The following is a 20,603-nucleotide window of genomic DNA, read 5'->3' on the forward strand; positions in this document are numbered from 1 at the left end:
TTGACAAAAGAAGATATCCAAAAAGTACTGGAACAGTTTGTAGAAGAAGATGGTACATTTGATCTGGAAAAAGCATCGGAAGCATTGATGGCTGGAATCCAGCCATTTTTAGATGAACTTGAAAAACTGAAAGAAGAAACAGGGCACACCGAAGAAGCGAAAAAAAATCCTTTTGATGAGATTCTAGCGAAATACCAGAAGTAAGGGGTACGCAAAATGAAAAAAATCGATTATACCATTCCGCAGATCGATAAATTTATTGCTGAAATCAGCGAGATTTTCGTAGATCTCGATCAAACGCTGCAAGAACTGGAAAAAGAAAAACAGGAGCTGAAACTTGCCTATGACTCTTTAGAGACTAGCAGTAAGCAAACGATCGATCGCTTGAAACAACGATCAGTGATCCAAAGTAAATTGTCGGAAAATGAAAAAAACACGGCTGCTACTTTGAAAGAAAGACGGAAGCGGCAAGAAGCATATTGGGAAACGATCACCAAAGAAGCAGAAGACATTCGGCTGAATTATTATCAGCAGATCGAAAAACAGCTGCGGTCTGCTGAAGAAGAGATCACTCGCTTACTCGATAAAATCGGGAAAGTGAATAACCAGATCAATGAAGCAAAAGTAACGCGTGAACAAACATTTAACCAAGCAATCGCAAACATTCGACGTATCGTCAAAAATAAATCCGGGAACCAGAAAATTTTGAACGAAAGCTACGCAATTCAAAAAAAGATCATTGAAAGAATCAAAGAATATAATGCGAATCGGATACCAGAAAAACAAATATGAAGATGGAAAAGCAGCTGGACAGGAGAAGACATCAGTCAGATCCTCGAGTTCTGCTGCTTTTTTTGTCTATTTCGTTTCTTAGGCGGTACGATTTTTCGATATGTTTTAATAACTTTCGTTTCGTAAAAAAATTTTCATACAAGAAAATAAATCTGTTACCTTACCTGAAGAAATGATTATACTGAATGTTATGTGGATTTTTTTATTTAGAATACAATGAAGCTGTCACTTCTTGTTTTTTTATCGTGGAAAATCCTTGTATATCAGTCTTTTTTTTAATAATAAAAGTTCTGCATTTTAGGTAAACAGTTGACGAAACAAGAAGAAATCAATAGTATTATGTTTTGAAGACGGAGAAAGACAGTTTATAGAAGAGGAGCGAGGAAGTTGACAAAGCGAATTGACCGGATCTACAGGTATGTCAAAGAAAAGACCGCTCATTTGAAAAGTATGGAATATGATCAAGGTGTGACCACGCAGGAGATTGCTGAAGTGCTGGGTATCCAACGGACGAACAGCAGTAAAGATCTCAATCAGCTGGTACGCGAAGGTAAACTGCTGAAGTCGGAAGGAAGACCCGTACGCTACATATATCAAAAGTCCGTCGTTTATGACAATCCCGATGAAAGATCTGCACCGAAACACGTAGTAAGTTATAAGGAAAAACCCGTGAATTTGGAGCAGCCAACATTCCAAGTGGATACTAAAGACATTTTTGCAAAAATCATTGGTGCGAACGGCAGTATGAAAAACTCTGTCGAACAGGCAAAAGCAGCGATCCTTTACCCGCCGAGAGGTCTGAATTGTCTGATCACAGGACCGACTGGCTCAGGGAAAACTTACTTTGCCCATGCGATGTTCCATTTTGCTAAAGCCAACAATGCTATAAAAGAAGAAAATGAGTTGATTGTTTTCAACTGCGCGGATTATGCGAATAATCCAGAGTTATTGATGAGCCACCTTTTCGGTTATGCAAAAGGCGCGTTTACTGGTGCAGAAGAAGAAAAAATGGGGATCATCGATCAAGCAGATGGAGGTATGCTCTTTTTGGATGAGATCCACCGCTTACCTCCTGAAGGACAAGAAATGATCTTTTATTTTATGGATCACGGGACTTACAGTCGCTTGGGCGAAACAACCAAGTCTCATGAAGCTGATGTGCGGATCGTCGGGGCGACCACAGAAGACCCTGGTTCTTCTTTGTTAGAAACATTTGTCCGTCGTATCCCGATCAATATCAAATTGCCGGCTTTTGAGAAACGACCAGCTAATGAAAAAGTAGATCTAGTAAAGATCATGATCGCGCATGAAGCTAACCGTACCCAACGAAAAATCTCTTTGACAGAAGATGTGGCGAAAGCCTTGATCGGAAGCGTCACGTATGGGAATATCGGACAATTGAAATCCAATATCCAACTGGTGTGTGCTCGCGGCTTCTTGAATCATATGAACTCGCCCGAAATCTCGATTACAGTAGATGACTTGACGGAAGGGATACGCAGTGGCCTGATCCAGCTCGCTAGCAATCGTACAGCGATGGCGGAACTTTCAAAAATACTGGAACCGAAAATCACGGTTTATCCAAATGACATGATCATGAAGATACAGTCGGATTCTTATGAGTTGCCTTATAATTTATACGATATCATCGGGGACAAAGCCGCATTGCTGAAATCAGATGGATTGGATCAAGAGGCGATCAATCATTTTATCTCCACAGATATCAATATCCATTTGAAATCTTTTTATAAAGATCATGGATTTTCGTTCAATGCAGATAACAAATTGGCAGAGTTTGTCGACCCGAAAATCATCGAATTGACGAATCAGATTTATCTAATGGTCAAGAGAGCTTTACCGTATGAATTTCAGCAAAATTTTATCTACGCAATGAGCCTTCATATCAGCTCCTTTATGAAAAAAATCAATTTAGGAGAAGAAAGGCATACAAATGATAATATCCGTGAGATGGCTGTCGATTTTCCAAAAGAATATGCGATCGCAAAAGAAGTGCGGGAGTATATCGAGTCGTATTTCCAAGTCGATATCCCGGAAAGTGAAGATTATTATTTGACGGTACTGATCGTTTCATTGAGAGCCAATCAAGCAAGTGGGCGGATTGGTGTCGTGGTCGCTGCTCATGGAAACAGCACGGCAAGCAGCATGGTCCAAGTCGTACAGCAGCTACTGGATGCAGATAATGTGCGAGCAGTCGACATGCCGCTGGATATGGATCCGAAAACAGCATTGGGACGGATCGAACGGAATGTCCAAGAAGTAGATGAGGGCAGCGGAGTGATCTTGCTCGTCGATATGGGATCTTTAGCTTCATTCAATTCTCAGATACAGCGAGATACAGGGATACCAGTTCGCACGGTTGATATGGTGACGACTTCTCTTGTTTTGGAGACAGTGCGAAAGGTATCTGTATTAGGAACAGATCTTGATATGTTGTATGAATCACTGAAAAACTTCAGAGGGTACGCAGAAATCCCTGCTGCTTCATCCGCTAAAACAACGACGCGGGGGAAAAAGGCGATCTTGGCCATCTGTGCTTCTGGAGAAGGGACGGCACAAAGAATCAAAGAGCTGATCGAACGCGCAGTCAACAAACGGCAAGGAGCAGAATTGGAAGTTTTGGCTTTATCGATCATGGAAGTGAAAAAAGAGCTGCCCGCTATCGAAGAAAACTATCAGATCATAGCTACTACGGGTATCACTGATCCGGCGATCCACGCACCTTTTGTTCCTTTAGAACGATTCATTGATCAAAATATCGAACTGATTTTGGATCAGCTTCTGCTTGAGTCTGAGTTAGAGGAATCTGAGCAGATTTCATTGAATGACGAAACAGCCAAAGAAACCTGTATTGAGTTCATTACTGATAATTTTACCTTTATCAATGGAAAGAAACTGATCGATCCGATCTGGGAATTTGCTACGGATACTGTACAAGTGATGGGGATAAATGAAGAAGAATATGGCTTCAAAATAAATCTAGTCATGCATACGGTCGGAATGATCGAACGTATCATTTTGAACGAGCCGCTGTCAGTAGAATCAAAAGAGCTGGAACAGCTTGAGTCTGATTCTTTGCATGAAAAAGCTGAAGTTCTTTTAGCTTCGATGGAAAACAAAATAAAAGTAAAGACGCCTCGTGAAGAAGAATACTATCTGCTTCGCTTGATCCATAATCATCTGGAGAAAAATGAATACACTAAGCTGTAAATACACAAAAACGATACACTTTATTAGTGTATCGTTTTTGTGTATCGCTAAAAAAAGCATATGTTATGGTTAGTGTATCGAATAAAAGTTGGCACGCTTCTTGCTTAATATAGAGTGTGCTAGGAGGTGGTTGTTCACACAGAAATGATAGGGGTTTCTGTGAAGTAGTTTGAAAGAAGGAGTTTTGCAGATGGATATTCGATTAGCGCGTATAGATGATCGTTTAATCCACGGACAAGTTGCAACTGTTTGGTCAAAGCTAACTGGTGTGGAGAGAATCATCGTCATCAGTGATGCTGTTGCACAGGATCGGCTGAGAAAGTTTCTATTAAAAGAAGCAGCTCCGCCTGGGATAACGGCAAATGTGATAACTGTTCAGAAAATGATCCAAGTTTATCAAAGCGGTTTGTTAGCGCATGCGAAAGTGATGCTGTTGTTCACGAATCCTCAAGACGTTGAAACAATTGTTCGATGCGGAGTGCAGCTGAAGACCTTGAATATCGGCGGTATGAGTTTCACTGAAGGCAAAACGATGATCACTAACTTCGTTTCAGTGAACCAGCAAGATATTGATTCCTTTTATTACTTGAACAGTCAAGAAGTGGAGTTAGAGATTCGGAAAGTACCTGCTGACAGAAAAATCCTTTTGATGGAACTACTAGCAAAAGTCAAAAAGGTGTAGCAGAAATATTGTTGTTGGTAAAAGGTCAAATAAATCTGTTGTAATGGTTAGCAATTATTAATAATTATGATTTTGTTACAACAAAAGAAATAGGAGGTATAAATATGGTAGGGATTATCCTAGCAAGTCACGGACAATTTGCTGAAGGAATCTTACAATCCGGTTCAATGATCTTTGGCGAACAAGAAAACGTCAAAGCCGTTATTTTGAAACCAAGTGAAGGTCCAGATGACTTGAGAGCCAAACTAGAAGAAGCGGTTGCTTCTTTTGACAACCAAGATGAAGTCTTATTCTTAGTTGATTTATGGGGCGGTACGCCGTTCAACCAATCAAACACATTGTTTGAAGAACACAAAGACAAATGGGCAATCGTCAGCGGTTTGAACTTGCCAATGTTGATCGAAGCTTACGCATCACGTTTCTCAATGGAATCTGCGCATGAAATCGCAGCGCATATCATTGAGACAGCAAAAGATGGTGTGAAAGTCAAACCAGAAGAATTAGAACCGGCAGAAGCGCCAAAAGCGGCAGTAGCTGACGAACAACCTAAAGGAGCACTTCCTGAAGGCACTGTTGTTGGAGATGGAAAAATCAAATATGTGCTGGCACGTGTGGACTCACGTCTGCTACATGGGCAAGTTGCAACTGCTTGGACGAAAGCGGTACAGCCTAATCGAATCATCGTTGTTTCAGATGCGGTATCAAAAGATGACTTGCGTAAGAGACTGATTGAACAAGCTGCTCCTCCAGGTGTTAAGGCAAATGTTATTCCAATCAGTAAAATGATCGAAGTAGCAAAAGACCCACGTTTTGGAAACACAAAAGCATTACTTTTATTTGAAAACCCTGAAGATGTACTGACCGCAGTTGAAGGTGGCGTTGATATCCAAGAATTGAACGTTGGATCGATGGCTCACTCAGTTGGTAAAGTCGTTGTAAGTAAAGTGTTATCTATGGGACAAGAAGATGTCGAAGCATTTGAAAAACTTGAACAAAAGGGTGTCAAGTTTGATGTACGTAAAGTACCAAATGACTCTCGTGACAACATGAATGACATCTTGAAAAAAGCAAAAGCCGAATTGGCGAAAGCGTAATAATCATATAAAAAATTCATAGGAGGCTTATCATGTCTATTATTTCAATGATTTTAGTCGTATTAGTTGCCTTTCTAGCTGGTATGGAGGGTATCCTTGATGAATTCCAATTTCATCAACCACTAGTGGCATGTACATTAATCGGTTTAGTTACCGGTAACCTCGAAGCTGGTATCGTACTTGGCGGTACACTACAAATGATCGCTTTAGGTTGGGCAAATATCGGAGCAGCTGTTGCGCCAGATGCTGCTTTAGCATCTGTTGCATCTGCAATTATTTTAGTATTAGGTGGACAAGGTGTGAAGGGTGTTCCTTCTGCTATCGCAATTGCTGTTCCTCTAGCTGTCGCAGGATTATTCTTAACAATGATCGTACGTACAATCGCTGTTCCAATCGTTCACTTGATGGATGCAGCTGCTGAAGAAGGAAATATTCGCAAAGTTGAAATGTGGCACGTCATCGCTGTATGCTTGCAAGGTGTTCGTATCGCTATTCCAGCAGCAGCATTGCTATTTATCCCTGCACAAACAGTCCAATCATTCTTGGAATCAATGCCAGCATGGTTGACAGACGGTATGGCTATCGGTGGTGGAATGGTCGTAGCTGTAGGTTACGCTTTAGTAATCAACATGATGGCTACAAAAGAAGTATGGCCATTCTTTGTTATCGGTTTTGTTGTAGCTGCAATTTCTCAATTGACATTGATCGCGCTTGGTGCACTAGGTGTTGCTCTAGCTCTTATCTACTTGAACCTTTCTAAAATGGGCGGTTCTTCAAACGGTGGAGGCGGAAGCAATTCTGGCGACCCATTAGGCGATATTTTGAATGACTATTAATCTTGAAGGAGGAAAATAAAATGGCAGAAGAAAAAATCACATTATCGAAAAAAGATCGTTTAGCTGTTGCATGGCGTTCTACCTTCATTCAAGGTTCATGGAACTACGAACGTATGCAAAATGGCGGCTGGGCTTTCTCAATGATTCCAGCAATCAAAAAATTATACAAAACAAAAGAAGAACGTTCAGCAGCGTTGAAACGCCATCTGGAATTCTTCAATACACATCCATATATTGCTTCTCCTATTCTAGGGGTTACTTTGGCACTAGAAGAAGAACGTGCCAATGGCGCACCAGTTGATGATGTAGCGATTCAAGGGGTTAAGGTTGGTATGATGGGACCTTTAGCCGGTGTCGGTGACCCAGTATTCTGGTTTACTGTACGTCCAATGCTAGGCGCGCTAGGTGCTTCATTAGCAATGGGTGGAAATATTCTTGGACCAATCATCTTCTTCTTGGGATGGAACATTATCCGTTGGTCATTTATGTGGTACACACAAGAATTTGGTTATAGAGCCGGTTCTAAAATCACTGATGACCTTTCAGGCGGTTTGTTGCAAGATGTAACAAAAGGTGCATCTATTTTAGGGATGTTCGTACTGGCTGCGTTAGTTCAGCGGTGGGTATCGATCAAGTTCTTACCAGTCGTATCTACTGTTAAGCTAGATAAAGGTGCTTATATCGAATGGGATAAATTACCTTCAGGCGGCGAAGGAATTAAGAGTGCATTTGAACAAGTAAACAACGGTTTAGCACTTTCTCCTGAAAAAGTAACGACCTTACAAGATAACTTGGATCAATTGATTCCTGGATTAGCTGCTTTAGCATTGACACTGTTCTGTATGTGGTTGCTTAAGAAAAAAGTTTCTCCAATCGTTATCATTCTTGGATTATTCGTAGTCGGTGTTGTTGGACACGTTATCGGACTTTTATAATCCGCAAAATACGGCTCGGGCATTGTCCCGAGCTTTTTTTATATAGTATACTGTAAGAGTAAAAAGATAACAGGAGTGATAGAATGGTTCAGTCAATCAATACAAAAGTAGACTTAGTAATTGACGCAACTGCCTTTACTGGCTTGACAGACTATGGACAAATCATGATTGGCGATAACGGTTTCGAATTTTACAATACACGGGATAAACGAAAATATATACAGATTCCTTGGGAAGAAGTAGACTACGTATTAGCATCAGTGATGTTCAAGGGTAAGTGGATACCTAGATATGCCATTCAAACAAAAAGAAACGGTACATACACGTTTTCTTCAAAAGAACCTAAAAAGGTACTGCGAGCAATCAGAAAATACGTAGATGAAAATCGGATGGTTCAATCATTAAGCTTCTTTGACGTAGTAAAACGCGGGATTCGCGGAATATTCAAACGCAAATAAGCAAAAGACGAAGAAGGTCTCTCCTGAAGAAACTTCCTTCGTCTCTTCTTTTTTACGAGCAGATGCATGGCTGAAATCCGATTATTTGTTCGCTTCAAATCCTCTATGATAAAATTAATATGAAAAGAAGGGGGTTATATGATGAGTTGGTTATGGACATTGATCGTAGGAGCTATTATTGGCGCGATTGCAGGAGCCATTACAAGTAAAGGAAGCTCGATGGGATGTATCACGAATATCATCGCTGGGTTAGTCGGTTCAAGTATCGGTCAGGCGATTTTTGGTAATTGGGGTCCTAGCGCTGCGGGGATGGCACTGATCCCGTCTATTCTAGGCGCAGTGATTCTGGTTGCAGTTGTCTCATTCTTCTTTGGGAGACGTTCTTGATTAGCTAATCAAGAGATAGTACGTTTTTATTTGTTTCTACATTTAACAGCAGAAAGATCTGTTCGATCCTAGATTGAGCAGGTCTTTTTTTATCCCTTGTTTTGTTTATAAAATTTACCTTAAACACTCGTGCTAGAAGAAAAGTTTGCTATAATAGAAAAAAGAAGGACAGAAAGAAGGAGTTTCATTTATGATGCTACGAGTAGAAAAATTGCGCAAAAAAATGCAGGAAGAAAATCTGGATTCATTTCTGGTCACCAGCCCATATAATCTTCGCTATTTAACGAATTTCACAGGAACGACTGGATTAGCAGTCATCACCTTGGACAAAGCATTCTTTATCACAGACTTTCGTTATACAGAGCAAGCAGCAGCGCAAGCTCAAGGGTTCGAGATTATCAAAAATGTGGGACCGATCTTTGATGAAGTAGCGAATCTTATCCGTAAAGAAGAATTGCAGGCACTTGCGTTTGAAGAAACAACTGTTTCATTTTTAGAGTACTCAGTCTTAGAAGAAATCATTGATGCAGAACTGATCCCTGTGTCTGATATGATCGAAGAATTGCGTGAAATAAAAGACGACGAAGAAGTGGCGATCATTGAAAAAGCTTGCAGCATTGCAGACATGGCTTATGAACATGTACTGAAAATGATCCGTCCTGGGATGACAGAGATCGAGGTAGCCAACCAGTTAGACTTTTATATGCGTTCGTTGGGTGCATCAGGTGTTTCTTTCGAGACGATCGTGGCAAGCGGTCTTCGTTCAGCGATGCCTCATGGTGTAGCTAGCAAAAAGGTCATTGAACAAGGCGATCTGATCACTCTGGATTTTGGATGTTACTACGAAGGTTATGTTTCTGATATGACACGTACGTTCGCAATCGGCGATCCTGGAGAAAAATTAAAAGAAATCTACCAGATCGTCTTAGATGCTCAACTTGCAGTACTTGAGGCAGCAAAACCTGGAATGACAGGCGTTCAGCTAGACGCTATCGCAAGAGATCATATTACAAAACACGGCTATGGTGAAGCATTCGGCCATTCTACCGGTCATGGTATCGGATTGGAGATCCACGAAGGACCGAACGTTTCTGCACGAGCAGAAAAACAATTTGTACCAGGAAATGTCATCACTGACGAACCAGGGATCTATCTACTAGGAATCGGCGGCGTTCGTATCGAAGATGATCTGCTGATCACTGAAACTGGCAACCGCGTGTTGACGCATTCGCCGAAAGAACTGATCATCTTATAACATAGAACAGCCGACAAAGAGACCGGATCAGTAAACTCAGACTTTGTTATAGAAAATGACTTGATTTAATGATACACTATAGAAGAACTTTTAAGCTGTAAGAGAGAGCAAAGTTGGGATTTTTCTCCAATCGTTGCAGCGTATTGCAAAGCGGATAACCTCGTTTTGGACACAAAGAGGAAAGGCTGGTTAGCATCAATCAGCTGGTTCGTATGTATCTCATGCTTAGGCAAAAGGAGGAATAAATAAAAATGGCAGATGAAAAAAATTTGATCTTGGACGCAAACCAGGATCTAGGTGAAATCGTGATCGCACCTGAAGTGATTGAAGTGATCATCGGGATTGCAGCTTCTAAAGTAGAAGGTGTCTATGGGATGCGCGGAACTTTTGCCAGCAATGTGACTGAATTATTAGGCCGAGCAGCTCATGGGAAAGGCGTCTATTTAGTAAATGATGAAGAGGGTCTGAAAGTAGATCTGTACTGCTACTTGGAATATGGTGTTTCCGTGCCGAAAGTAGCGATGGAAATGCAAGAACGTGTGAGTCAGCAAGTTCTTTTCATGACTGATATCACGTTGGCGGAAGTCAATATCCATGTGGTTGCTGTTGTACCTGAAAAGCTGGAACAACCGGCGATCGAAGAACTTTTTGAAGACGAAGAGGAAGAGAATGAATAAAGAATTATCAAGACACGAGATTCGTGAAATGGCTTTACAAGCATTGTTTCCATTGGATTTTAATGCTGACCTGACAAAAGAAGATGCGATTTACAACGCGATCGAACTGGATCATCGAGATATGATCAGTGAGGATGAATCGGAATTTGTTCCGGTTTACTTAGATACATTGGTCGGCGGTGTTTGCGCCAAAAAAGATGAGTTAGACCAAACGATCGAAAAGCATTTGAAGGACAATTGGAGTATCAAACGTATCTCTAAAATGGATCTTATCATCTTGCGTATCGCTATCTTTGAAATGACATACGTGACGGATGTCCCGGCAACTGTTGCTTTAAATGAAGCAATCGAGCTGGCGAAAACATTCAGTGATGATCGTTCGAGAAAATTTGTCAACGGTGTGCTATCCAATGTATTGAAAGAACTAGAAGCTGGGGCGTAAGTCCTAGCTTTTTTCTATGAGAGATATTATTCATGTTATAAATCAGTAAAATTCTATGGTAGAATGTAAACAAAAAAGTCTGGGAGTGGTCATGTGGCAGAATTGATTAAGGGAAAAGAATTAGCAGAAAAAATGCAAGCAGACATTGCGGTAAACATAGAGAAACTAAAAGAAAAAGGAATCCATCCCGGCTTAGTCGTTTTATTAGTAGGAGAAAATCCGGCAAGTCAGATTTATGTTCGAAACAAAGAACGTGTTGCAAAGAATATCGGCATCTACTCAAAAGTAGAACGTTATCCTGAGACGATCACTGAAGCGGAGCTGTTAGAAGAAATCCGCAGATATAATCAGGATCCGAAATTCCACGGTATTTTAGTACAGCTGCCATTGCCTCAGCAGATCGACGAAGAAAAAGTTCTGCTAGCGATCGATCCTGCAAAAGATGTCGACGGATTCCATCCAATGAATCTCGGCCGATTGCTTGCCGGCGATCCGGATAAGATCCCTTGCACTCCTTATGGCATCATGAAAATGTTCGAAGCTTATTCGATTGATCTTTCTGGCAAGCAGGCAGTAGTGATCGGCCGAAGCAATATCGTGGGGAAACCAATGGCGCAATTGCTACTGATGGCTGACGCTACAGTGACCATGACACATTCAAAAACCAGAGAACTAGCAAAGACCGCCCGTGAAGCAGATATTCTGGTAGTAGCGATCGGGCGCGGACACTTTGTGACAAAAGAATTTGTGAAACCCGGAGCTGTCGTCATCGATGTCGGGATGAATCGAGATGAAAATGGCAAGTTGATCGGTGATGTCAAATTTGACGAGGTCGAACCGATCGCTAGTTACATCACCCCTGTCCCTAAAGGTGTCGGTCCAATGACGATCACGATGCTGATGTATCAGACAGTGAAATCCGCGGAAATTTTAGAAGCAGGTGAGTAAATGTCTCAAGAGTACCTAACAGTCACGACATTGACAAAATATTTAAGACGGAAATTCGATGCAGATCCTTATCTGGAAAGAGTCTATCTGACAGGAGAGATTTCCAATTTCCGCTTGCGCGCCAATGCCCATCAGTATTTCAGCTTGAAAGACGATCATGCAAAAATCTCTGCGATCATGTTCAAAGGGGTATTTCAGAAGTTGCGGTTTCAGCCGAAAGAAGGGATGAAAGTCCTTGTCGTCGGACGGATCTCCCTGTATGAAGCTGGAGGCTCTTATCAGATCTATGTGGAACATATGGAACCAGATGGTATAGGTGCACTTTACCAAGAACTGGAAGAACGAAAAGCGAAGCTGATGCAAGAAGGGCTGTTCCAAGGGCCTAAAAAAACATTGCCGCGCTTCCCGAAACGAATCGCAGTATTGACGAGTCCAAGCGGCGCCGTCATCCGAGATATTATCACGACCGTCAAAAGACGTTATCCGATCGTGCAGTTAGTACTTTTTCCAACTGTCGTCCAAGGGAACCAAGCAGCTGATAATGTCGTACGAAATATCCAGAGAGTAGAAGAACTCGGTCATTTCGATACGATGATTATCGGTCGGGGCGGTGGTTCTATCGAAGATCTATGGCCATTTAATGAGGAACGAGTCGCACGAGCGATTTATGGAGCAAAAACACCTGTCATTTCTTCTGTCGGACACGAAACAGATACGACGATCGCAGACTTAGTTGCCGATGTCCGAGCAGCTACACCGACAGCTGCTGCTGAATTAGCTGTTCCAGTCCTTTCCGAGGAACTGATGCGGATCAAAGAACGACAGGCACGTTTGGAACAGGCATTTCTGCGTCAGATCCAAAGAAAACAAGAGCGATTTGAACGCGCAAGACGATCGTATGTCTTTCGTCAGCCAGGACGTCTTTATGATGGGCAGACGATCAAATTAGATCAGCTGAAACAGCGATTATATCAAGCAACCCAGCAGATCTATCATGCAAAAGAAAAACAAACAATTGCATTAAGTCATCAGCTTGAGCAGGCAGCACCGCTACATCGTGTGCGAGAAGCGAAGCAAGAAACTACTTATTTAGAAAAACGTCTGGAAGAAAAAATCCAGCAGTATATGCAGCAACAGCAGCAGCGTTTCCACCAGGCAGTTCAATCACTTGATCTGCTGAGTCCTCTGAAAATCATGGGGCGCGGCTACAGTTACACGACATTGAACGATCAAGTCGTTAAAAGCATCAAAGAAATCAAGCCTGGTGACACACTGACGATCCATTATCAGGATGGACAGGTGAAAGGGCAAGTGCAAGAGATAGAAAAAGGAGAATGACTACATGGAAAATCCAACGTTTGAAGAATCATTACAGGAATTGGAAAAAATCGTCACACAGCTAGAACAAGGTGATGTGCCTTTGGAATCTGCGTTAGATGCTTTTAAGCGAGGGATGGAATTAAGCAAACAGTGCCAAGATACACTATCAAAAGCAGAAGAAACCTTGACGAAAATGATGACAGAGACAAATGAAGAAGTTGTTTTTGATGGAAATGAGGATGCATAGATGATGTTATCTGATTTCTCAGCTGCCCATTTGCCATCAGTCGAAAAAGAGATTATTTCTTTTTTGAACGAACACACTTCAGATGAAAAATTGAAAGACAGTATGCTGTACTCAGTGAATGCCGGAGGGAAAAGAATCCGCCCTCTGCTGCTTTTGACGACGGTTGCTGCTTTCGATGAAAGAATCGACACAACGACTTATCAGGTTGCTGCAGCACTTGAAATGGTCCATACCTATTCATTGATCCATGACGATTTGCCAGCCATGGATGATGATGCACTTCGACGCGGAAAGCCCACCAATCATAAAGTATTCGGAGAAGCATTAGCGATTTTGGCGGGGGACGGCTTACTAACAGGTGCATTCCAGTTGATCAGTATGGCTCATTTAGCCAGCTCGCCGAAACTGCTGCTTTTACAACAGCTAGCAGCAAGTGCCGGAACGGAAGGAATGGTGGCTGGACAAGCTGCTGACATCGAAGGCGAGAACAAAGAACTTTCATTAGAAGAGCTTGCATCGGTCCATGAACGAAAGACGGGCCGATTGATACGATATGCATTGCTAGCAGGTGGGATCTTGGCAAAACAGCCAGAAGAAGTGCTTTCTTCATTGCAGCAGCTAGCAAGTCATCTAGGTCTGGCTTTCCAGATCCGTGATGATTTATTAGACGTTGTCGGAACGACTGAAGCTCTAGGGAAAACAGCTGGAAAAGACGAAAAAACGGGTAAAAATACGTACCCTCGTTTATTAGGATTAGAAAAGACAAAGCAAGCATTAGCTGCAGAAATCGAAGCAGCAGTTGAAATCATTGAAACATTGGAAGAAACTGTTTTTTCTTTTGATGGTGTGCTGCTGCGTCAATTGATCAAGCGATTTGATATGGAGAAATGAGGAAAACGATGGAAAAAGAACGCGTAGACGTACTAGCGGTCAAACAAGGATTATTCGATACGAGAGAGCAAGCGAAACGTTCGGTAATGGCTGGACTGATTTATAATGAAAAAAATGAACGTTTTGACAAGCCCGGGGAAAAAATCCCTGTCAGCAGTGAACTGAAAGTCAAAGGAAAGAAACTGCCTTATGTATCCCGTGGCGGGTTGAAATTAGAAAAAGCACTCAAAGTTTTTGATCTGACTGTTGCAGATAAGATTTTACTGGATATCGGGGCATCCACAGGCGGGTTTACAGATGCCGCTCTGCAAAATGGTGCGAAGCTAAGTTATGCTTTGGATGTCGGATACAATCAGCTGGCTTGGAAAATCCGACAAGATCCGCGTGTCGTAGTGATGGAAAGAGTGAATTTCCGTTATGCTAAACCTGAAGACTTTGATGCGGGGATTCCTGAAGTTGCCGTGATCGATGTGTCATTCATTTCCCTCAAACTGATGCTTCCGCCTTTACATGCTATTTTAAAAGATGGGGGAGAAGTCATTACACTAATCAAACCGCAATTTGAAGCAGGAAGGGACGCAGTCGGTAAAAACGGCATCGTCCGTGACCCTCAGACTCATGAAACGGTCATCGATACGATCTTGGCTTTTGCAAGCGAAAGCGGATATGACGTTCTGGAGTTGAGCTATTCTCCTATCACAGGCGGCGAAGGAAATATTGAATTTTTAGCTCATTTAAAGAAAGTTTCTGGAAAAGGAACGATCAATCCTGAGATCGATTCGTCGAAAGTCGTAGCAGAAGCACATGGACAGTTCACACATAAATAGTGCGGATCGACAAAGAAGTAGAAGTATGCGGATTCTTCTTTATTAAGCGTCTGAAATAGGCTATCATTGATAAGAAGAATAAGCGAAGGAGCGAAGAGAACATGAGAAAAAAAGATCGGCATCGTTTGATCACCCGTTTACTGAATGAACGCGATATCCGAAAACAAGAAGAGTTTGTGGAAATCTTGAAAAGTAAAGGCATATCCGTCACACAAGCAACGATTTCCAGAGACATCAAAGAACTCAAACTCATCAAAGTCCCCGCTTCAGACAGTGGTTATCGATACAGTCTTCCAGCAGAGACCAGCGAAGATGTGAGTACCAAACTGGAAAAATTGCTGAAGGACGCATTTGTCGCTGTAGATCAAATGGAAAAATTTGTTATTTTGAAAACTTTGCCGGGAAACGCTTCGGCGGCAGCCAATCTGATCGACAAACGGTATAAAAAAGAATTGTTTTCAATCATCAACGACGATGACAACGTGTTGATGATCACTCGGACGGAAGAAGATGCTGTCACACTGAAGAAAGATTTCCTCCATTACCTTTAATTTGAGGAGCGATTGCGATGTTACAAGAAATCAGTATCACTAATTTTGCGATTATTCCTGAGTTGCGGTTGTCTTTTCATGAAGGAATGACTGCATTGACAGGAGAAACAGGTGCAGGAAAATCGATCATCATCGATGCGCTCGGCTTATTGGCAGGTGGCAGAGGGTCCAGTGATTATATTCGGCAAGGAGCAGATAAATGTATCCTGGAAGGATTGTTCGAGCTTCCTCAGCAACCTGGATTTACTGACTTGATGGATGAACTAGGTATCGAATCTGATGATGACAATCTGATCGTACGACGTGATATGTCGTTGACTGGAAAAAATATCTGCCGAGTAAATGGACACATCGTAACATTAGCTAACCTTCGGCGGATTGGCAGTTATCTAGTAGATATCCAAGGTCAAAATGAACACCAGGAACTGCTACGTCCTGATGCTCATCTGGATTTGCTTGATCGTTTTGGCGATGACGCGTTCCTTCAAAAGAAAAAAGCGTATCACAAAACATATAATGCTTATCGGGAATTAGAAAGAAAAGTCAGGAAAGTGCAGCAGAACGAAAAATCTTATGTCCAGCGAATCGATATGCTGCATTTCCAACAAGAAGAGATCGCTGCAGCTCAATTGCAACCTGGAGAAGAAGAAAAGCTGAAAGAAGAACGCGAAAAGCTGAGCAATTATCAAAAAATCGCGGATGGACTGGCTGCCGGTTACAGTGCATTAAGCGGAGGAGACCAAAGTAGTGTCGATGGTATCGGTTTAGCTGTCTCAGAATTACAGAGCATCGCCCATTTGGATACGGAATATGAAACGATTTTCGATAATATCCAAAACGCCTATTATCTGCTTCAAGATGCAGTGGGAGATATGAGTCGGCAAATCGATTTACTTGAACTAGACGAGAATCGACTAGAAGAAGTGACGCAAAGGCTAGAACTGATTCGTCAGCTTAAACGGAAATACGGTGATTCCATCGAAGCGATTTTGACGTACTATGAAGAGATCACAAGGGAACTTGCCTCTTCTGATTTTTCGGAAGGTCAGTTAGAAAAAATGAGAAGTGATCTTGCTGAAAAAGAGAGCTTGCTCAATCAGCAGGCAAACGAGCTGCGTGCAGGACGGAAAAAGATCGCTAAACAATTGGAGAAATCCATCTTGAAAGAGCTAAAAAGCTTATATATGGAAAACACGGAATTTGAAGTCCGGTTTATGGAACAGGAAGAAAAGCGTTTCGACCCGAATGGATTTGACCAAGTAGAATTCTACATCACGACGAATCCGGGAGAACCGTTGAAGCCACTAGTGAAAGTTGCTTCTGGCGGGGAGCTTTCACGGATGCTGCTCGCATTGAAAACGATCTTTTCCTCTGAACAAGGTGTGACAAGTATCATTTTTGATGAGGTCGACACTGGGGTAAGCGGAAGAGTCGCACAAGCGATTGCAGACAAGATCTCACAGATCTCGAAGTATTCGCAAGTCTTGTGTATCACGCATCTGCCTCAGGTTGCAGCAGTTGCTGATTACCAGTATTATATCGTCAAAGATGTGATCGAAGGAAGGACACGTACTTCGGTCCAGGAACTGAAGCCAAATCAACGAGAAAAAGAAATTGCTCGGATGCTCGCCGGAAGCGAGATCACTCAGCTGACTGTAGAGCATGCGAAAGAGCTGCTGCGTTTAGCGAAACGCTGATAAAAAATAAACAGAAAAAGGCTGTGGTAAAAACCGCAGCCTTTTTCTGTTTATTCGAAAAGTATTACATTACGCTCATAACTGCTGTTAAGACAACAGAACCGATCGTCAATAGCAGCATCGTCCATACGACGATTTTTGTTACTTTGGCGAAAGTACTCATTTGTTTTTTTTCTCGCATCGTTTATCTACCTCGAATTATTTAGTTGACTTAAGTGTACAATCTTTTTGTCGTTTCTACAAGAGGGGATGATTATAAAAACTTGCCCTTTTTTAAATAATAGGTAGTAAGAACGCAAAGAAAGACCATGAACAGAATCAGCCAAATAAACGCATCATCTCTTTCAGCGATTGGGAGTTTGATATTCATTCCATACAAACTGCCGATGATCGTTGGAATCGTCAAGATGATCGTCAGAGAAGTTAAGATTTTCATAATATTATTCAAATTATTCGAAACGATAGCAGAAAACGTCTGATTCATTTGTTCGACGAGCTTCAACTGGATACGCGAAGTAGTCATCGCTTGCTCTGTCTCGATGATGACGTCTCTTAAATGATTCTTCAATGCGTGATTTTCTAGAAATAATTTATTTTGTGCCAATATTTTCAGCGTTTCCAAATTGGATGCAGTTGCCTCTCTGAAATAAACTAGACTTTTTTGGATATCCATTATTTGATAGAGATGTTTATTTTCCGTTGAAACTTGCAGCTGTTCTTCCAATTTGTCACAGTTTTCCTGTAAAGTAGCAAGGTAATTATTATAAGAAAAGGCAAGCTGCCATAAAAACTGCAGGAAAATATTTAAGTTGACGGACACATCGTTTTCAGGGAAGTTTTGATTGAAGACTTTTTTCAAAAAAAGTGGTTCATGATTTGTAATTGTGATAAGCTTCTTTTTGGGAGTCACAATGATCGAAAACGGGTAGGTATCCACTTGGAAATAACCGCTAGGACTTGTTTTAGCGAAAGGATACTGCAATAATAACAATGCTGGTTTTGTCAGCTTTTCTTGATTGAATTCTTCTGCACGTGAGTTTTCCGCATCATCTAAAATCGATGTGATATAGTCTGTCGGAATCTGGAATTGATGTGTCAGCTGATGGATCTCTTCTGCAGTAGGATGTTCTACGCAATACCAAATGGTTTCTTCTGATTCTGAGTCAGCGTGATAGAGCATTTGGTTGTCGATGGAAAAATACTTGATCATATGAAACCTCCTGTAAATCCTGTTTCTTCTATTATAACGGATACCTGAATAGAACTCATTGAAAGTGATCGTAAAAAAATCAGCATAACTGTATAAATTTAAATAAAATGAAATGGTTGTGTAAAGTATATGAAGTATACTTGAGACAATTAGAAAGAAGGAGTTTTCATCTCATGGGCACATTTTCACCACTTGTATTGTTCTGGTACATCTTTCCGGTAATCGTATTATTCGGTTGCCAATTTCTTGTTAAACTATTTTCGTTGAATCGACGCTTTAAGATCAAGGCTCCTGATCTGGCGATCCCTTTTTTGTGGGGAGGGATGCATGCACTGTCACGGAACATGGCGACAGTTTCGTTCCTGCCATTTTTCTTGATATCGATTCTACTGATGGGTATCTGTATTGCTGTCTTCCAAGCTTACTATTATGAAGAAATCGTTTATTCTCGTTATTTGAAAATGACTTGGCGTTTGACATTTTTACTCACTATCCTGCTTTATTTCGTTTTGATTGTATTAAATATCGTTTCCTACTTATGATAAATAAGTAAAAGCTATAAAAAGACTTTAAAAAGTCTTTTTATAGTCTGGTTCTTAAAAAAAAGTTTATGAATAAAAAAACTTGTTCCCGGATTTCCTATAAAAGGTGGTAGAAAGTGGGGGATTGTGGTAGACTAATTTTAGTTAGTGGAGGAACGGGGGTAGTTTCGATGTTGATGGGCGAATATCGGCATAATATTGATACAAAAGGCCGTTTAATCGTGCCCTCGAAACTTCGTGAAGAACTTGGTGAACAGTTTGTTCTCACACGGGGATTGGATGGCTGCCTTTTTGGTTACCCAATGAGTGAGTGGACCAATTTAGAAGCCAAATTGAACGAAATGCCTTTAGCGAAGAAAGATGCTCGTACCTTCGTGCGTTTTTTTTACTCCGCTGCCACAGAATGTGAACTTGACAAACAAGGACGAATCAATATTCCGAGCACATTGCGAAAGTATGCTGATTTGTCAAAAGAATGCGTTGTAATAGGTGTCTCGAATCGGATCGAAATCTGGGATGAGTCACGCTGGCAGGCATTCTCTGATGAAGCAGAAGAAAACTTCGACGAAATTGCAGAGAATATGATTGATTTCGGACTATAAGAATAGGAAGAGGCTGACTAATGACTGAAACATTTCAACACTATACAGTCATGTTGAAAGAAACGGTGGATGGATTAAACATCAAACCGGATGGCATTTATGTAGACTGTACACTAGGCGGTGCCGGACATAGCGAATACTTACTGAGTCAACTCAATACTTCTGGGCATCTCTATGCTTTTGATCAGGACCAAAAGGCCATCGATCATGCAAAAGTGCGTTTAGCCCCTTATATTGAAAAAGGCATGGTGACATTCATCAAAGCGAACTTCCGAGACTTGGAAGAACGTTTGACAGAATATGTGACTGAGGTAGATGGTATTTTGTACGATCTTGGGGTATCTTCTCCACAGCTTGACGAAGCGGAACGTGGTTTCAGCTATCATCAGGATGCTCCCTTAGATATGCGGATGGACCAATCAGCCCCGTTATCTGCTTTTCAAGTGATCAATGACTACGCATACAATGACTTAGTGAAGATTTTCTTCCGATATGGCGAAGAAAAATTCTCAAAACAGATCGCTCGCGAAATCGAACGGGTAAGAAAGCTCCATCCGATCGAGACGACTGGTGAATTAGTAGAGATCATCAAAAATGTGATCCCTGCCCCAGCAAGAAGAAAAGGCGGACATCCGGCCAAACGGATTTTCCAAGCAGTTCGGATCGCAGTCAATGATGAATTAGGCGCAGAAGAAGCGTCACTGGAACAAGCAATCCGCTTATTGAAACTAAATGGCAGAATCAGTGTCATCACGTTCCATTCATTAGAAGACCGTATTGTCAAAAGCATGTTCAAAGAATACAGCACAATACAGGATCTGCCACCGGGACTTCCGGTCGTTCCCGATGAATTCCAGCCTGAACTTAAAGTGATTACACGAAAACCCATTCTTCCTTCAGAAGAAGAATTAGCAGAAAATAATCGATCGCGTAGTGCCAAACTGCGGATCGCTGAAAAAATACGAGTGAAAGAGGAGTAGAA

General features: G+C 41.5%; 24 protein-coding genes. 22 read left to right on the plus strand and 2 right to left on the minus strand.

Annotated elements, in window-relative coordinates; genetic code table 11:
- The 19 genes from G7Y42_RS01150 to recN all read left to right on the plus strand — a co-directional run bounded on the left by G7Y42_RS01150 (window position 1) and on the right by recN (window position 17,267).
- Window positions 1–204 (plus strand): hypothetical protein, encoded by a 204-nt coding sequence (locus G7Y42_RS01150; protein WP_165003067.1) that lies wholly within the window; start codon window positions 1–3, stop codon window positions 202–204.
- Window positions 205–216: 12 nt separating this feature from the next.
- The gene (locus G7Y42_RS01155) at window positions 217–792 is read left to right on the plus strand and encodes a hypothetical protein (protein ID WP_165003069.1); all 576 of its coding nucleotides are present in this window, start codon (window positions 217–219) and stop codon (window positions 790–792) included.
- A gap of 387 nt (window positions 793–1,179) precedes the next feature.
- On the plus strand, window positions 1,180–4,020 hold the full coding sequence (locus tag G7Y42_RS01160; protein WP_165003071.1) for a sigma-54-dependent transcriptional regulator: 2,841 nt from the start codon (window positions 1,180–1,182) through the stop codon (window positions 4,018–4,020).
- A 190-nt stretch (window positions 4,021–4,210) separates the two neighbouring features.
- Window positions 4,211–4,702 (plus strand): mannose/fructose/sorbose PTS transporter subunit IIB, encoded by a 492-nt coding sequence (locus tag G7Y42_RS01165; RefSeq protein ID WP_165003073.1) that lies wholly within the window; start codon window positions 4,211–4,213, stop codon window positions 4,700–4,702.
- A gap of 104 nt (window positions 4,703–4,806) precedes the next feature.
- Window positions 4,807–5,796 carry a mannose/fructose/sorbose PTS transporter subunit IIA gene (locus G7Y42_RS01170; RefSeq protein WP_165003075.1) on the plus strand — a complete coding sequence of 330 codons (990 nt, stop codon included), beginning with the start codon at window positions 4,807–4,809 and terminating at the stop codon, window positions 5,794–5,796.
- A gap of 32 nt (window positions 5,797–5,828) precedes the next feature.
- Entirely contained in the window at window positions 5,829–6,632 is an 804-nt protein-coding gene (locus G7Y42_RS01175) for a PTS mannose/fructose/sorbose transporter subunit IIC (protein ID WP_165003077.1), read from the plus strand.
- A 20-nt stretch (window positions 6,633–6,652) separates the two neighbouring features.
- Window positions 6,653–7,567: a PTS system mannose/fructose/sorbose family transporter subunit IID gene (locus G7Y42_RS01180; RefSeq protein WP_165003079.1), complete on the plus strand. Its 915-nt coding sequence runs from the start codon at window positions 6,653–6,655 to the stop codon at window positions 7,565–7,567.
- A gap of 83 nt (window positions 7,568–7,650) precedes the next feature.
- Complete coding sequence (locus tag G7Y42_RS01185) at window positions 7,651–8,025, plus strand: DUF956 family protein (protein ID WP_165003081.1); 375 nt, start codon at window positions 7,651–7,653, stop codon at window positions 8,023–8,025.
- Window positions 8,026–8,166: 141 nt separating this feature from the next.
- On the plus strand, window positions 8,167–8,412 hold the full coding sequence (locus G7Y42_RS01190) for a GlsB/YeaQ/YmgE family stress response membrane protein (protein ID WP_165003083.1): 246 nt from the start codon (window positions 8,167–8,169) through the stop codon (window positions 8,410–8,412).
- A 190-nt stretch (window positions 8,413–8,602) separates the two neighbouring features.
- Window positions 8,603–9,667: a Xaa-Pro peptidase family protein gene (locus G7Y42_RS01195; protein ID WP_165003085.1), complete on the plus strand. Its 1,065-nt coding sequence runs from the start codon at window positions 8,603–8,605 to the stop codon at window positions 9,665–9,667.
- A 251-nt stretch (window positions 9,668–9,918) separates the two neighbouring features.
- Entirely contained in the window at window positions 9,919–10,344 is a 426-nt protein-coding gene (locus G7Y42_RS01200; protein ID WP_165003087.1) for an Asp23/Gls24 family envelope stress response protein, read from the plus strand.
- A complete protein-coding gene (gene nusB, locus G7Y42_RS01205) occupies window positions 10,337–10,786 on the plus strand; it encodes a transcription antitermination factor NusB (protein WP_165003089.1) in 450 nt (149 codons plus the stop codon). Before G7Y42_RS01200 ends, nusB begins: the two co-directional genes overlap by 8 nt.
- A gap of 93 nt (window positions 10,787–10,879) precedes the next feature.
- Complete coding sequence (locus G7Y42_RS01210) at window positions 10,880–11,734, plus strand: bifunctional methylenetetrahydrofolate dehydrogenase/methenyltetrahydrofolate cyclohydrolase (RefSeq protein ID WP_165003091.1); 855 nt, start codon at window positions 10,880–10,882, stop codon at window positions 11,732–11,734.
- Window positions 11,735–13,072 (plus strand): exodeoxyribonuclease VII large subunit, encoded by a 1,338-nt coding sequence (xseA, locus tag G7Y42_RS01215; RefSeq protein ID WP_165003093.1) that lies wholly within the window; start codon window positions 11,735–11,737, stop codon window positions 13,070–13,072. It begins immediately after the preceding gene.
- 4 nt (window positions 13,073–13,076) lie between these two features.
- A complete protein-coding gene (locus tag G7Y42_RS01220; protein ID WP_165003095.1) occupies window positions 13,077–13,301 on the plus strand; it encodes an exodeoxyribonuclease VII small subunit in 225 nt (74 codons plus the stop codon).
- Window positions 13,302–14,192, plus strand: coding sequence for a polyprenyl synthetase family protein (locus G7Y42_RS01225; protein WP_165003097.1), 891 nt, complete (start codon window positions 13,302–13,304; stop codon window positions 14,190–14,192).
- 8 nt (window positions 14,193–14,200) lie between these two features.
- Entirely contained in the window at window positions 14,201–15,019 is an 819-nt protein-coding gene (locus tag G7Y42_RS01230) for a TlyA family RNA methyltransferase (RefSeq protein WP_165003099.1), read from the plus strand.
- A gap of 101 nt (window positions 15,020–15,120) precedes the next feature.
- Entirely contained in the window at window positions 15,121–15,570 is a 450-nt protein-coding gene (locus G7Y42_RS01235) for an arginine repressor (protein WP_165003101.1), read from the plus strand.
- 17 nt (window positions 15,571–15,587) lie between these two features.
- Window positions 15,588–17,267 carry a DNA repair protein RecN gene (recN, locus tag G7Y42_RS01240; RefSeq protein ID WP_165003103.1) on the plus strand — a complete coding sequence of 560 codons (1,680 nt, stop codon included), beginning with the start codon at window positions 15,588–15,590 and terminating at the stop codon, window positions 17,265–17,267.
- 64 nt (window positions 17,268–17,331) lie between these two features.
- On the opposite strand, the gene G7Y42_RS01245 is transcribed toward recN, so the two are convergent.
- Together G7Y42_RS01245 and G7Y42_RS01250 are read right to left on the minus strand one after the other, a co-directional pair.
- The gene (locus tag G7Y42_RS01245; protein ID WP_165003105.1) at window positions 17,332–17,448 is read right to left on the minus strand and encodes a DUF4044 domain-containing protein; all 117 of its coding nucleotides are present in this window, start codon (window positions 17,446–17,448) and stop codon (window positions 17,332–17,334) included.
- A 72-nt stretch (window positions 17,449–17,520) separates the two neighbouring features.
- On the minus strand, window positions 17,521–18,477 hold the full coding sequence (locus tag G7Y42_RS01250) for a magnesium transporter CorA family protein (RefSeq protein WP_165003107.1): 957 nt from the start codon (window positions 18,475–18,477) through the stop codon (window positions 17,521–17,523).
- Window positions 18,478–18,650: 173 nt separating this feature from the next.
- Here G7Y42_RS01250 and G7Y42_RS01255 point away from each other — a divergent pair, with 173 nt between their 5' ends.
- From G7Y42_RS01255 to rsmH, 3 genes are all read left to right on the plus strand, one after another.
- Complete coding sequence (locus G7Y42_RS01255; RefSeq protein ID WP_165003110.1) at window positions 18,651–19,019, plus strand: DUF3397 domain-containing protein; 369 nt, start codon at window positions 18,651–18,653, stop codon at window positions 19,017–19,019.
- Between the two features lie 170 nt (window positions 19,020–19,189).
- Window positions 19,190–19,621 (plus strand): division/cell wall cluster transcriptional repressor MraZ, encoded by a 432-nt coding sequence (gene mraZ / locus G7Y42_RS01260; RefSeq protein WP_206215424.1) that lies wholly within the window; start codon window positions 19,190–19,192, stop codon window positions 19,619–19,621.
- A 20-nt stretch (window positions 19,622–19,641) separates the two neighbouring features.
- Window positions 19,642–20,601, plus strand: coding sequence for a 16S rRNA (cytosine(1402)-N(4))-methyltransferase RsmH (gene rsmH / locus G7Y42_RS01265; RefSeq protein ID WP_165003114.1), 960 nt, complete (start codon window positions 19,642–19,644; stop codon window positions 20,599–20,601).
- Window positions 20,602–20,603: the final 2 nt, after the last annotated feature.

This window comes from Enterococcus sp. ZJ1622, assembly GCF_011038845.1.
Taxonomy (GTDB): domain Bacteria; phylum Bacillota; class Bacilli; order Lactobacillales; family Enterococcaceae; genus Enterococcus_B.

What these genes read in the sequence shown, in the direction of transcription:
- G7Y42_RS01195 (WP_165003085.1), top strand. Translation starts at nt 8,603, where the DNA reads ATGATGCTACGAGTAGAAAAATTGCGCAAAAAAATGCAGGAAGAAAAT.
- G7Y42_RS01220 (WP_165003095.1), top strand. Translation starts at nt 13,077, where the DNA reads ATGGAAAATCCAACGTTTGAAGAATCATTACAGGAATTGGAAAAAATC.
- nusB (WP_165003089.1), top strand. Translation starts at nt 10,337, where the DNA reads ATGAATAAAGAATTATCAAGACACGAGATTCGTGAAATGGCTTTACAA.
- G7Y42_RS01250 (WP_165003107.1), bottom strand. Translation starts at nt 18,477, where the DNA reads ATGATCAAGTATTTTTCCATCGACAACCAAATGCTCTATCACGCTGAC.
- G7Y42_RS01235 (WP_165003101.1), top strand. Translation starts at nt 15,121, where the DNA reads ATGAGAAAAAAAGATCGGCATCGTTTGATCACCCGTTTACTGAATGAA.
- G7Y42_RS01165 (WP_165003073.1), top strand. Translation starts at nt 4,211, where the DNA reads ATGGATATTCGATTAGCGCGTATAGATGATCGTTTAATCCACGGACAA.
- recN (WP_165003103.1), top strand. Translation starts at nt 15,588, where the DNA reads ATGTTACAAGAAATCAGTATCACTAATTTTGCGATTATTCCTGAGTTG.
- G7Y42_RS01245 (WP_165003105.1), bottom strand. Translation starts at nt 17,448, where the DNA reads ATGCGAGAAAAAAAACAAATGAGTACTTTCGCCAAAGTAACAAAAATC.
- G7Y42_RS01200 (WP_165003087.1), top strand. Translation starts at nt 9,919, where the DNA reads ATGGCAGATGAAAAAAATTTGATCTTGGACGCAAACCAGGATCTAGGT.
- G7Y42_RS01180 (WP_165003079.1), top strand. Translation starts at nt 6,653, where the DNA reads ATGGCAGAAGAAAAAATCACATTATCGAAAAAAGATCGTTTAGCTGTT.
- mraZ (WP_206215424.1), top strand. Translation starts at nt 19,190, where the DNA reads ATGTTGATGGGCGAATATCGGCATAATATTGATACAAAAGGCCGTTTA.
- G7Y42_RS01185 (WP_165003081.1), top strand. Translation starts at nt 7,651, where the DNA reads ATGGTTCAGTCAATCAATACAAAAGTAGACTTAGTAATTGACGCAACT.
- xseA (WP_165003093.1), top strand. Translation starts at nt 11,735, where the DNA reads ATGTCTCAAGAGTACCTAACAGTCACGACATTGACAAAATATTTAAGA.
- rsmH (WP_165003114.1), top strand. Translation starts at nt 19,642, where the DNA reads ATGACTGAAACATTTCAACACTATACAGTCATGTTGAAAGAAACGGTG.
- G7Y42_RS01255 (WP_165003110.1), top strand. Translation starts at nt 18,651, where the DNA reads ATGGGCACATTTTCACCACTTGTATTGTTCTGGTACATCTTTCCGGTA.
- G7Y42_RS01155 (WP_165003069.1), top strand. Translation starts at nt 217, where the DNA reads ATGAAAAAAATCGATTATACCATTCCGCAGATCGATAAATTTATTGCT.
- G7Y42_RS01170 (WP_165003075.1), top strand. Translation starts at nt 4,807, where the DNA reads ATGGTAGGGATTATCCTAGCAAGTCACGGACAATTTGCTGAAGGAATC.
- G7Y42_RS01230 (WP_165003099.1), top strand. Translation starts at nt 14,201, where the DNA reads ATGGAAAAAGAACGCGTAGACGTACTAGCGGTCAAACAAGGATTATTC.
- G7Y42_RS01190 (WP_165003083.1), top strand. Translation starts at nt 8,167, where the DNA reads ATGAGTTGGTTATGGACATTGATCGTAGGAGCTATTATTGGCGCGATT.
- G7Y42_RS01175 (WP_165003077.1), top strand. Translation starts at nt 5,829, where the DNA reads ATGTCTATTATTTCAATGATTTTAGTCGTATTAGTTGCCTTTCTAGCT.
- G7Y42_RS01225 (WP_165003097.1), top strand. Translation starts at nt 13,302, where the DNA reads ATGATGTTATCTGATTTCTCAGCTGCCCATTTGCCATCAGTCGAAAAA.